A 12,232-nucleotide genomic window follows, 5' to 3' on the forward strand; every position below is an offset into this window, starting at 1 on the left:
GGGATTTTGTAAAATAGCTTCGAAATGTTGGTCTCTTTTTTTACTTGGCGTTAACATATGTGCTATACTGAAGGAGCAAAGGAGGCGTGCCCTATGAACTTAACAGTACGAGGTCAACAGATCGAGGTTACCGACGCTTTGAAGGACTACGTTGATAAGAAATTCAGCAGACTTGAAAAGTATTTCGATGCACCCCCGACGTCTGATGGAAGTGTAACGTTAAGCACAACCAGAGATTTGCACACTGTAGAAGTAACCATTCCTTTGCCGGGGCTTGTACTCCGTGCCGAAGACGAGAGCGATGACATGTATGCATCCATTGATGCCGTGGTAGACAAGCTTGAACGGCAAATTCGCAAGCACAAAACCAAGCTAAACCGAAAATTCCGTCAAGAAGGCAGTTTGAAAACCCTTTTTGTGGAAGATCCGGCAGGTGGCGTGGCTGTTGCTGAAGATGCAGAACTGGATGAGCTGGAAGTTGTCCGCACCAAGCGTTTCTTATTGAAACCTATGGATGTGGAAGAAGCTATTCTTCAAATGAACATGGTTGGACATAATTTCTTTGTGTTTTCCAATATTGACAACGAAGAAGTTAACGTAGTTTACAAGCGCAATGATGGTAAATACGGTCTGATCGAACGGCAATAGCCTGTGAAGTAGGAACTTTTCACATTTTAAAATGAATAGAACGATTTCGATTGAAGCATGCTTCATGGATATTAGGAAAATGAAAACAACACGAGCCTTATCCTTGCGAACCTGGCGGGATAAGGCTCTTTTATATGTTTTTTTGTGAAAGTAAGGAAATTTAAACTTGGATAAGTGTAATCAAGTTGTGTATTTCGTGCGTCAATTGTTTTGGTATCTTTAACCGGATGCAAATCTGGAGGCTGCTTGTGTTGCGGCATGTCCTACAAACTGTTACAATTTATGCAAAGAACATCGCACGATGGGCTGGTACAGCCGGGCCTGTCAAACATATCGGGAATCAATTTCATCATGGACCCTTTCTTATTGTGAAATTGATTCTATTAATTGTTTTGCGCGAAAGGGGTAAACCATGCTAGGAATTGTTAAGAAAATCTTCGGAGATACCAATGAACGTGATGTCAAGCGTTTAATGAAGACGGTTGAACTGATCAATAAGATAGAGCCGGATTTCGAAAAGCTCTCGGATGAGGAGTTGCAAGCGAAGACGGTGGAATTTAAAGCTCGGGTCGAACAAGGGACTACGGCTGAAGAAATTTTGCCAGAAGCTTTTGCTACTGTTCGCGAAGCGTCCAAACGGGTGCTGGGTAAACGTCATTATGACGTACAGATGCTCGGCGGTATTGCGCTGCATGAAGGTAAAATTGCCGAAATGAAAACCGGTGAAGGTAAAACACTGGTAGGAACACTGCCGGTTTATTTGAATGCTCTGTTGGGCAAAGGCGTGCACGTGGTTACGGTCAATGACTATTTGGCGCAACGTGACAGCGGAGAAATGGGACAAATTTATAACTTCCTAGGAATGTCCGTAGGGCTTAATTTGGCCAACATGGATCATGCCGCCAAGCAGGCAGCATATGCTTGTGACATCACATACGGTACAAACAACGAGTTCGGATTCGATTATCTGCGTGATAATATGGTGCTTTACAAAGAGCAGATGGTACAACGTCCGTTGTACTTCTGTATCATTGATGAAGTGGATTCCATTCTCGTCGATGAAGCTCGTACACCATTGATTATTTCAGGACAAGCTCAGAAATCGACCGAGCTGTATTTTGCGGCTGACCGTTTTGTGAAGAGCCTGAATGTTGAAGAAGATTACACGCTGGATATTAAGGTGAAGTCGGTTGCTTTGACCGAAAACGGCGTATCCAAAGCTGAAAATTTCTTTGGTCTTGAAAACTTGTACGATCAGGAAAGTGTTACAATCAATCACCACATTGTACAGGCATTGAAAGCTAATGCTATTATGCGTTTGGATGTGGACTATGTCGTGGCTGACGGTGAAGTCCTAATTGTCGATGAGTTTACAGGTCGTTTGATGGCTGGACGTCGTTACAGTGATGGTTTGCATCAAGCTATTGAAGCAAAGGAAAACATCATTGTACAAAATGAAAGCATGACATTGGCGACAATTACATTCCAAAACTATTTCCGTATGTACCGCAAATTGGCGGGTATGACGGGTACAGCTAAAACAGAAGAAGAAGAATTCAAAAAAATATATGGTCTGGAAGTGCTCCAAATTCCGACGAATAAGCCTAACCAGCGTGTAGATATGCCTGACATAGTGTACAAGAGCGTGAAAGGCAAATTCCATGCTGTGGTAGATGAAATCCTGGAGCGTAACAAAAAGAACCAGCCGATATTAGTAGGTACGGTTTCTATTGAAAACTCGGAGCTTCTTTCTGAAATGCTGAAACGCAAAGGCGTTCGTCACAAAGTGCTTAACGCCAAGTATCATGCTGAGGAAGCTGAGATTATTTCCCGTGCAGGTGAAGCAGGCGCAGTTACCATCGCTACCAACATGGCCGGACGTGGTACTGACATCGTACTGGGTGAAGGCGTATCAGAACTTGGTGGTTTGCACATCATCGGTACAGAACGTCATGAATCCCGTCGTATTGATAATCAGCTTCGCGGACGTGCAGGACGTCAGGGTGATCCGGGCTCCACACAGTTTTACTTATCGCTGGGCGATGAGTTAATGAAGCGTTTTGGTGCGGACAACGTACTGAATATGATGGAGCGTTTGGGCTTCGAGGAAGACCAACCTATCGAGAGCCGTATGATTACACGTGCTATCGAATCAGCTCAAAAACGCGTCGAAGGCAACAACTTTGATCAGCGTAAAGTCGTTCTCCAGTATGATGATGTAATGAACCAGCAGCGTGCTATTATTTACAAACAACGCCGTGAGGTGCTGGAATCAGAGAACATCAAGGAAATTGTGTTTGACATGATCAAGCCTGTCATTGAGCGTGTAGTGGAAGCTCATTGCGGGGATGACATTCCTGAAAACTGGGAACTTGAAGAAGTAGCAGAGTATGTGAATAACAACCTGCTTGAGGAAAATACACTTACACGTGACGACCTGTGGGGCAAGGAAAAAGAGGAGATCGTGGATATGATCTTCGAAAAAGTTACCAACAGATACCACAGCCGTGAAGAAATGATTGGCGAAGATATGGTACGCGAGTTCGAGAAAGTTATCGTACTGCGTGCGGTCGATAGCAAATGGATGGACCATATTGATGCTATGGATCAATTGCGTCAAGGTATTCACTTGCGTGCTTACGGCGGTACCGATCCTCTGCGCGAGTATCAATTTGAAGGCTTCGAAATGTTCCATGCTATGATTGCTAGCATCCAAGAGGAAGTAGCGACATACATCATGAAAGCACAAATTGAATCCAATCAAGAGCGTCAGGCTGTCATCGACGAAGACAAAATCTCGACGAGTGGTGAACCAGCTGCTCCTAAAAAGAAATCCGCTCCTTCGCGTCCGCGTAGAAAATAACGGATTGAAATTAAGGGAGAGTCTTGAGATACACTATTCCCTGCAGTGCATATAATGGCAGGCGGCAGTTCAACCACTGACCGTCGGCCATTTTGTGCCATACAGGGGATGCACTGATGTTTTCAGCTTATAGTGTTTTTGTTGGAGGATCAGTTTGAATATTTTTTTCTTGAGAAGATTGTCCCTATTTCTATAATTATGACAAGCAAGCGGGTCTTAGCTTGCTTGTCAGTTAATTCAGCTCTTGACTCGGCTCACATACCTGAGCCGATTATCTATAAGTCGTTTGACTTTACGGCGGTCGGTAGCGAAGTGAAGGATTTGAATCTGGAGAAGCGTCAGCGTTCGCCTTTGCAGTGAGATGCCCACCTTTGAATGTGTTAATCCAATCAAGGGCATCTCGCTGCAACAGCGATCGTAAGATCAAATCATTCGCGCAGCGTCTCTTCACCCAGCCGTAACTCACAACGCTTTTACTTCCCCTAACCATATATTAAAAGGAGAATGACAGCATGATTGATCCAAGTGTAAAGCATGATTTGCGAGAAATAGGCAAGAAACTAACAAACCTTAGGGGGTCTCTTTGACTTAGATCTCAAACAGGAAATGATCGCAAACTTTGAAGTAAAGATGGCTGCACCTGACTTTTGGGATGATAATGATAAAGCCCAAGGTGTAATTGCAGAAATGAACGCTGTTAAGTCTTCAGTAGACAGCTATGAACAGCTTCGTCAGGAATACGAAGATGCCGGCATGATGGCTGAGCTGGCTGATGAGGAAGGCGATGAAACACTGGCTGGAGAAATCGAGAATAGTGTCAGTTCTCTGCTGAGCAAGCTTCAGGAGTTTGAGTTGCAATTGCTTTTGAATCAGCCGTATGACAAACTTAATGCCATCCTGGAGTTGCATCCGGGAGCAGGCGGAACGGAGTCCCAAGACTGGGGACAAATGTTGCTACGGATGTATACTCGCTGGGCTGAAAAACGGGGCTTTAAGGTAGAGACCCTGGATTATCTAGCGGGTGATGAAGCAGGAATTAAGAGTGTAACACTTTTGATCAAAGGTTATAATGCCTATGGCTATTTGAAAGCGGAGAAAGGCGTGCATCGGCTTGTTCGTATCTCTCCATTTGATTCCTCCGGCCGTCGGCATACATCGTTCGTATCCTGTGATGTGGTGCCTGAAATTGCGGATGATGTGGACGTTGAGATCCGCACGGAAGATCTTAAAATTGATACGTACCGGGCCAGTGGTGCGGGCGGTCAGCATATTAATACGACCGATTCAGCCGTTCGGATTACGCATTTACCTTCCGGTATTGTCGTGACCTGTCAAAATGAACGCTCCCAGATCAAGAACCGAGAGCGTGCCATGACGATGCTCCGTTCCAAGCTCTACGAGCGTAAGATCGAAGAGCAGCGTCAGCATTTGGATGAAATCCGCGGAGAACAGTCCGATATTGCATGGGGCAGCCAAATTCGCTCCTACGTGTTCCATCCATACAGCATGGTTAAGGATCACCGTACTAGCGTGGAAACTGGCAACGTAGGGGCTGTCATGGATGGCGATCTCGATCCCTTCATCGATGGTTACCTGCGCAGCCAAATTAAGCTGGACGCAGAATAATAGCCTGTACGTTTTCCTACAGTCCGCAGACCATGTGCCTGCAGACTGTAGGAATTTTTGTGTAACGGTATTTTTTAATTAAAGGAGAACACGAATGATGCCTCAATTGAATCCTCCCGCTGCTCGCCGAAGACGACGCAAGCCTCTGATTGCCGCCAGCGGACCCGCACGCAACGTGACCGATATTTTGCTGATTATACTCGGCTCTTTCATTACAGCGCTGACCTTTAACATGTTCTTGCTCCCAAACCGGATTGCATCCGGGGGGGTATCGGGCTTGTCTATCTTGGGCGAGGAGCTGTTTGGCCTGGAACCAGCCTATACGCAGTGGGGAATGAATATTCCGTTATTTATAGCAGGGGTCCTGCTGTTAGGGAAAAAATACGGTTTGCGTTCTTTGCTGGGAAGTATTATGCTGCCGCTATTCGTTTATGTTACGAAGGACTGGGCAGTTCCGACAACCAATCCGTTGCTGGCTTCGCTATATGGTGGAATCGGAGTAGGGTTGGGTTTGGGTACCGTGTTTCGGGGCAGGGGCTCGACGGGTGGACTGGCTATTTTGGCGCAGATTATTCAAAAATATACGGGTTTTAGTCTTTCTCTCTGTGTCATGTTGATGGATGGCACGGTGATTACACTGGCTGGTTTTACCCTCTCGCCAGAACGGGCGTTGTACGCGTTGATCGGCTTGTTTGTAACGGGCAAGGTCATTGATGCCGTGGAAATGGGATTGGGCTACTCCAAAGTGGCTTACATCATATCCAATCAGAAAGAAACGATCACGCAGGCTATTTTGCAGGATTTGGACCGAGGATTGACAGAGCTGGCAGGACGGGGCGGTTACACGAACGAAGAACGTCCTGTGCTTATGGTTGTAGTCGGACAAAACGAGGTAACTCGCCTTAAAACGCTCGTCCGCTTGGTAGACCCGGAAGCTTTTGTGATAATAAGTAATACTCGTGAGGTATTGGGTGAAGGGTTTAAGAAGGAAAGCTGAAACAAAGAGGGCCTTCTGGAGGCATGCTCTTAACTGAATCCATGCAGGAGAGCCCACTAATATAGTAGGCTCTTCTCTCTTCAGCATGCTTTACTAGATTCATTTTACCAATCGTTCAAGCCAATTTGCCGTTTGTCCTTGATTAAAATACGAGGTAGGCGTTCCTTTTACCCCTGTCTTGACCATAAATAGGCCGCCTGCTAAGGGTTGATCGGCACTATCATCATCTTGAGCAGTCGTAATATATAACTCATCCAGCTGTTCACCGCCAAAAGCGCACGAAGTCACACAATTGACGGGAAGTGATACCTCAGCAATTACTTCTCCATGAGCAGGATGGATACGGGAGACACGTTTACCACCCCATCTCGCGACCCACAACATGCCCTCTGCATCGATTGTCATGCCATCTGGATACCCTTCACTTTCATCCAATCTAGCCACCAGTTGCTTATTCCTAATAGTGCCTTGTGCCACATCGTAATCAAAGGAGACGACCTCCAATGTTGGAGTATCAATGTAATACATTGTACGATGATCTGCGCTCCAGGCTAATCCATTAGATATGGAAGCTTTATCAACCAGTAAGGAGACCTTGCCTTTTGTGCTCAGACTATACAATGCTCCTTGCGCATGTTCGCCATTTAGACTCATGGTTCCTGCTAAAAAACGTCCGGCAGGATCGCATTTTCCATCATTAAAACGATTACCTAGTCTACCTTCCTCAGGATCATGAATTAATACTTTGGCCCCTGTCTCAATATCTAAACAATATAGACCGCTAATCAGCGCTACGATCACTTTATTTTTGAGATAAGGTACAACTGCACCAATATGTTCACCAACATTTATTGTACGATCTGTGCATGTAAAAGGATCGTAGATATGCAATTGAAAGCCTTTAATATCGACCCAAAATAAACGTTGAAACCGCTGATCCCAGCTGGGACCCTCGCCTAACTTTGCTTTTGCATCTATAACGATATTCGCTGTATATGTTTCGATCTGTAACACCCCTAACGTATAGGTTTATTTTCGACCCCAATTATTCGCTTCAGCGGTTCCTCTGAGCAGATTCACTAGATGCAGCCCATGTGATTTCCTCTTGTATGTAGTGCTACATGTACTCCCTTCATGTTCAACAAGTCCATAAAGTGCAGCAAATGACCAATCGAGATGAACTCCAATAAGTGAGATCATGTAAAGGGAATATCCCCCTTATTCTTTATGCAAAGTGGCAAGCTTTATTCAAAAAGTTCGCTGTCTATTTTTTATTCCCTTTATTATAGCTCGTACAGCTTGTCCGTCAAAAGAATAGACAAGAGCGCATATTTTAAATTAGGGGGAATAACATGACATGAGGTGTTGTATTTATATAAATAGAGTCGTATAATAATACATATTTCATACGAACGGAATGGAGGAAGGTCTGTGAGCAGCAAGTTAAAAGTGGCAATTGTCGGTTCCACCGGGTATGGCGGGGTGGAGCTGATTCGTTTTTTGGTTCATCATCCGCAAGTAGAGATTGTATCTGTTATTTCTTCGTCCAGCGCGGGTGTCCCAATCAGTGACGGATTTCCACATCTGACGGACATTGTGGTGCAGGATTTGGACGGTGTCGAAGTCCACGAAATTGCTGCTAAGGCCGATCTGGTTTTCACTGCTACGCCATCGGGCGTTAGTACCAAGTTAGTGCCGCAGCTTCTTGATGTCGGACTGAAGGTCATTGATCTTTCCGGGGACTTCAGGCTTCGAAGCGGGGAAACGTATGAAGCATGGTATAAAAAGCCTGCAGCTTCACCCGAATATCTCAAGCAAGCGGTATACGGACTCAGTGAGGTGTATGCAGAAAAGCTGGCGGGCGTTTCTTTTATTTCAAATCCAGGCTGTTATCCGACTGCAACATTACTGGGGATTATTCCTGCGCTGAAAGCGGATTGGATCGACCATCGGTCGCTGATTGTGGATGCCAAATCCGGTGTATCCGGCTCGGGTAGGGGAACAAGCCTCGTTTCGCACTATGCGGAAATGAACGAGAATTTTAAGGCTTATAAGGTGAATAAGCACCAGCACATCCCTGAGATCGAACAGGTACTGGGCGATATTGCGGGCGAGGACGTTACGATTACGTTTACAACACAACTTGTTCCTATGACCCGAGGAATTATGAGTACGATTTATGTCACGCTGAAGGGTGAGCATACAGATCAAGATCTTATCGGGTTATACCGGGATTATTATAAAGGCCATCCTTTTGTCCGTGTACGTGGCGAGGGTATATGGCCAGCAACGAAGGAAGTAATGGGTTCGAATTACTGTGACATTGGTTTTGCAGCAGATGCCCGAACCGGGCGTCTTACGATTATTTCTGTCATTGATAATGTTGTGAAGGGTGCCGCTGGGCAGGCGATTCAGAATTTAAATTTGATGATGGGATGGGAGGAGAACCTCGGGCTAGGCTTCATACCGGTATATCCGTAAGTAGCAAGTAACTGCAACATGGATACGGATAACGGCAGCGAGCGGGAATTTGGAATACAAACAGCTGTCATTCATCGAATATGTTGCGAACGAGGGCACATAATTATGGGCAAAGTAGAGTTTACAGTAGTAAACGGGGGTAACATCGTAACTCCGCGTGGTTTTACAGCCGGAGGATTACACTGCGGGCTAAAAAATTCGAACCGCAACGATATGGGCGCGATTCGTTGTGAGGTAGAAGCGACAGCTGCTGCGGTGTACACCACCAATGTGTTTCAGGCTGCACCGCTGAAGGTGACCCGCGAGAGCTTGGCAGATGGTCGATTGCAGGCAGTAGTGGTGAACAGCGGAAACGCCAATGCCTGCACGGGACAACAAGGAGAGCAGGATGCTTACGCTATGCGTTCGGCTGCGGCTCATGAACTGGGTGTTGCTGAGAGCAATGTAGCCGTCGCCTCGACAGGCGTGATCGGCGAGCATTTGAAAATGGATTGTGTGCTTGAAGGTATATCCTCCTTACCTGACCGTATGAACGGGGCAAACGATGGAGCAGAGCAATTTACCCAAGCCATTCTGACAACGGACTTGGTTAAAAAGGAAGCATGTGTGGCGGTTGAAGTGGACGGTGTGACCGTGCACATCGCCGGGGCGGCCAAGGGATCGGGCATGATACATCCGAATATGGCAACGATGCTCGCTTTTATGACCTGTGATGCAGTAATCGGACAGACGGCGCTTCATCAACTATTAAAGCAGGCAACGGATACCAGCTTTAATATGATTACGGTGGATGGGGATACGAGCACGAACGATATGCTGATTGCTATGGCAAGTGGGCTGGCTGGCAACCGTGAACTGCACGTAGGGCATCCCGATTGGGACGCTTTTGCCGAGGCGTTCACCTATATCTGCCGAGAACTGGCGAAGGCAATTGCTCGCGATGGAGAGGGTGCTACGAAGCTAGTAGAGGTGTCTGTAAGCGGAGCGGTAAGCGATGCGTCCGCTCAAGCGATAGCCAAGACGGTGGTTGGGTCTAGTCTGGTCAAGTCAGCCGTCTTCGGAGCGGATGCGAATTGGGGACGGATTATTGCGGCCGTAGGGCGTGCTGGAGAGCCAGTTAATCCAGAAACGGTAGATATTCGCTTGGGTGATATTGTTGTGCTAAGCCAATCAAGTCCGGTCGCTTTTGATGAAGAAGAGGCGCTAGCCTATTTGCGGGGAGATACGGTGCAAATTATTGTTGATTTGCATCACGGAGACGGAACCGCTACAGCATGGGGCTGTGACCTAACCTATGATTATGTGCGGATTAACGCAGCTTATCGGACATAGATACCCGAATAAAATACGGATTGAATAAGGATAGTAGTTAATAGAAGCAAAGAGCGGATATAAGTCCAGCATCATTTAAAAATTGCACGGATATGCGGAGAAGAAAAGGAGAGATGATATGCAATCGGCAGTGGAACACGCGGATCAAGCGAATCATGCGGGAGTGGCACGTCGTAATTTTGTGATGAAATGCGGAGGAAGTACGCTGGCTGCGTTACCTGATTCCTTTTTTGAAGATTTGGCGAGTTTGCAGTCGGAAGGTCTTCAACCTGTCATTGTACATGGCGGTGGCCCTGCGATCTCCGACAACTTGGCGAAGCTGGGGATCGAAACAGAGTTCATTCATGGATTACGCAAAACGACCGAACCCGTGCTGGATGTCGTGGAGATGGTACTGGCGGGTAGCATTAACAAGCAGATTGTACGTAGAATAGGACTGCATGGGGGCCGAGCGTTGGGGTTGTCAGGTAGTGATGGTTATTTAATCGAAGCCAAGCCTGTGTCGAATGCTGCTGAGGTCGGTTGGGTCGGAGAGGTAACATCTGTTCAAGCCTCGATTATTACAGGTGTCCTGGATATGGACTATATGCCTGTTATTGCCCCCATCGGGATTGATCGATCTGGTCAGCGTTACAACATTAATGCGGATACGGCGGCGGGTGCGGTAGCCTCTCATCTGGGGGTCAGTCGGATGATCGTCGTTACAGATGTACCAGGCATATTGAAGAAGTATGGCGGAGAAAAGAAAGTGCTGGACTCTATCACCGTACAGGAAATTGAGGATATGATCAGCACAGGTGAAATATATGGGGGTATGATCCCGAAAGTGAGAGCGGCTATTGCCTGTATCCACGGCAAAGTGAAGGAAGTCGTCATTGTGAACGGTAGCGAACCGCAGGTACTAAGTCGTGTGCTAGGCGGAGAATCGATTGGAACACGCATTGTGCGTATGCAGTAATTGTAATATATAGCTCGACCTATATAACCAAACGATAAAGGAGCGTGAACATAATGAGTAAGGAACCGAATACGCTGGTGAGCGAGGAAATGCCAAGTACGGATGGAAGCGAAGTGCAAACGGAAAAGGTGTCAGCAAAAGCGCAGACAAATAGCTCTCTTTTTCCAAACTACGCAAGATACCCGCTTACACTGGTGAAAGGGCAAGGAAGCTGGCTGTGGGACGATCAGGGCAAGCGTTATCTGGATTTCATGTCAGGCATCGCCGTTACTAATCTGGGCCATGCGCCTCAAGCAGTAGCTGAACGATTGAAAAAACAGATCGATGAATTGTGGCATGTATCCAATCTGTTTCATATACCGGGGCAGGAACGGGCAGCTGCCTTGCTGACAGCAAATAGCAGCGCAGATGCCGTGTTCTTCTGCAACAGCGGGGCCGAAGCCAACGAAGCTGCAATTAAGCTGGCACGTCGTTACCACCAGAAGGTAAAGCAGACCGGTCGCTACGAAATTATTACGTTCACGCAATCCTTTCACGGACGGACGCTGGCAACCTTGACCGCTACGGGTCAGGACAAAGTGAAAGAAGGCTTTTTACCGCTTCCCGCCGGATTCAAAAGCGTTCCGCTTCATGATCAGGCTGCGCTCGAAGCAGCCATCAATGAGAATACAGCGGCAATTATGCTGGAAATGGTGCAGGCCGAAGGCGGCATGTATCCGGTAGACCCTGCTTTCGTAGATGTGATCACAAAGCTATGCCGCGAGCATGGTTTGCTGCTGATCATTGATGAGGTGCAAACAGGTATGGGCCGGACGGGCAAGCTGTTTTCCTTTGAGCATTATGGTATAGAGCCGGATATCTTTACATTGGCGAAAGGACTGGGCAGTGGGTTCTCTGTGGGTGCGATGCTAGGTAAAGGATATTTGCGTGAAGCGTTCACAGCGGGCAGTCATGGTTCTACCTTTGGAGGTACGCCACTTGCTATGGCAGCGGTTCAAGCTACTATTGAAACGATTATTGATGACAAGCTGCCAGAACGTGCAGCTGAGATGGGAGATTACCTCTTCCATAGTCTGCAAAAGCAGCTTGGAGATAGTCCTTTTGTAAAGGATATCCGTGGAAAAGGTCTGATGGTCGGCATTGAGTGTGTAGAACCGGTAGCGGAGCTTGTTTTGGCAGGACAGAAGAAGGGCATTCTGTTCATTACAGCAGGACCGAACGTGATTCGTCTGTTGCCTAACTTGTATGTAACGAAAAACGAAATAGATCAGGCTGTAACATGGATTGCTGAATTGATTCGGGAGCATGTGGCTTAGTGTAAAGGTTA

The 12,232-nt window shown here is 46.8% G+C and carries 10 protein-coding genes; 9 read left to right on the forward strand and 1 reads right to left on the reverse strand.

Annotated elements, in window-relative coordinates:
* Positions 1–93 precede the first annotated feature (93 nt).
* The 5 genes from hpf to JOD82_RS05300 all read left to right on the forward strand — a co-directional run bounded on the left by hpf (position 94) and on the right by JOD82_RS05300 (position 6,134).
* Positions 94–648, forward strand: coding sequence for a ribosome hibernation-promoting factor, HPF/YfiA family (gene hpf / locus JOD82_RS05285; RefSeq protein WP_029514571.1), 555 nt, complete (start codon positions 94–96; stop codon positions 646–648).
* Positions 649–1,060: 412 nt separating this feature from the next.
* Entirely contained in the window at positions 1,061–3,511 is a 2,451-nt protein-coding gene (secA, locus tag JOD82_RS05290) for a preprotein translocase subunit SecA (RefSeq protein WP_039271459.1), read from the forward strand.
* Between the two features lie 225 nt (positions 3,512–3,736).
* Positions 3,737–3,871, forward strand: a complete 135-nt coding sequence (locus JOD82_RS29465) for a hypothetical protein (protein ID WP_280921432.1) — start codon at positions 3,737–3,739, stop codon at positions 3,869–3,871.
* Positions 3,872–4,023: 152 nt separating this feature from the next.
* A protein-coding gene (gene prfB, locus JOD82_RS05295) for a peptide chain release factor 2 (protein WP_141695457.1) occupies positions 4,024–5,137 on the forward strand; the annotation gives its coding sequence in 2 pieces (ribosomal slippage) (positions 4,024–4,095 and positions 4,097–5,137; 1,113 coding nt in all).
* Positions 5,138–5,234: 97 nt separating this feature from the next.
* The gene (locus tag JOD82_RS05300) at positions 5,235–6,134 is read left to right on the forward strand and encodes a YitT family protein (protein ID WP_069010671.1); all 900 of its coding nucleotides are present in this window, start codon (positions 5,235–5,237) and stop codon (positions 6,132–6,134) included.
* A gap of 99 nt (positions 6,135–6,233) precedes the next feature.
* Here JOD82_RS05300 and JOD82_RS05305 read toward each other — a convergent pair whose 3' ends face one another.
* Positions 6,234–7,148: an SMP-30/gluconolactonase/LRE family protein gene (locus JOD82_RS05305; RefSeq protein ID WP_069010672.1), complete on the reverse strand. Its 915-nt coding sequence runs from the start codon at positions 7,146–7,148 to the stop codon at positions 6,234–6,236.
* A 417-nt stretch (positions 7,149–7,565) separates the two neighbouring features.
* Here JOD82_RS05305 and argC point away from each other — a divergent pair, with 417 nt between their 5' ends.
* The 4 genes from argC to JOD82_RS05325 all read left to right on the forward strand — a co-directional run bounded on the left by argC (position 7,566) and on the right by JOD82_RS05325 (position 12,221).
* Positions 7,566–8,615, forward strand: coding sequence for an N-acetyl-gamma-glutamyl-phosphate reductase (argC, locus tag JOD82_RS05310; RefSeq protein ID WP_069010674.1), 1,050 nt, complete (start codon positions 7,566–7,568; stop codon positions 8,613–8,615).
* Between the two features lie 105 nt (positions 8,616–8,720).
* On the forward strand, positions 8,721–9,947 hold the full coding sequence (gene argJ, locus JOD82_RS05315) for a bifunctional glutamate N-acetyltransferase/amino-acid acetyltransferase ArgJ (RefSeq protein WP_069010676.1): 1,227 nt from the start codon (positions 8,721–8,723) through the stop codon (positions 9,945–9,947).
* A gap of 118 nt (positions 9,948–10,065) precedes the next feature.
* Positions 10,066–10,905: an acetylglutamate kinase gene (gene argB / locus JOD82_RS05320; protein ID WP_069010678.1), complete on the forward strand. Its 840-nt coding sequence runs from the start codon at positions 10,066–10,068 to the stop codon at positions 10,903–10,905.
* A 53-nt stretch (positions 10,906–10,958) separates the two neighbouring features.
* The gene (locus tag JOD82_RS05325; protein ID WP_069010679.1) at positions 10,959–12,221 is read left to right on the forward strand and encodes an acetylornithine transaminase; all 1,263 of its coding nucleotides are present in this window, start codon (positions 10,959–10,961) and stop codon (positions 12,219–12,221) included.
* Positions 12,222–12,232 lie beyond the last annotated feature (11 nt).

Source organism: Paenibacillus sp. 1182, assembly GCF_017833915.1.
Taxonomy (GTDB): domain Bacteria; phylum Bacillota; class Bacilli; order Paenibacillales; family Paenibacillaceae; genus Paenibacillus; species Paenibacillus polymyxa_D.

Bases quoted from the DNA above. Each gene is read 5' to 3' on its own strand.
- secA (WP_039271459.1), top strand. From the start codon at position 1,061: ATGCTAGGAATTGTTAAGAAAATCTTCGGAGATACCAATGAACGTGAT.
- argB (WP_069010678.1), top strand. From the start codon at position 10,066: ATGCAATCGGCAGTGGAACACGCGGATCAAGCGAATCATGCGGGAGTG.
- JOD82_RS05300 (WP_069010671.1), top strand. From the start codon at position 5,235: ATGCCTCAATTGAATCCTCCCGCTGCTCGCCGAAGACGACGCAAGCCT.
- argJ (WP_069010676.1), top strand. From the start codon at position 8,721: ATGGGCAAAGTAGAGTTTACAGTAGTAAACGGGGGTAACATCGTAACT.
- JOD82_RS05325 (WP_069010679.1), top strand. From the start codon at position 10,959: ATGAGTAAGGAACCGAATACGCTGGTGAGCGAGGAAATGCCAAGTACG.
- hpf (WP_029514571.1), top strand. From the start codon at position 94: ATGAACTTAACAGTACGAGGTCAACAGATCGAGGTTACCGACGCTTTG.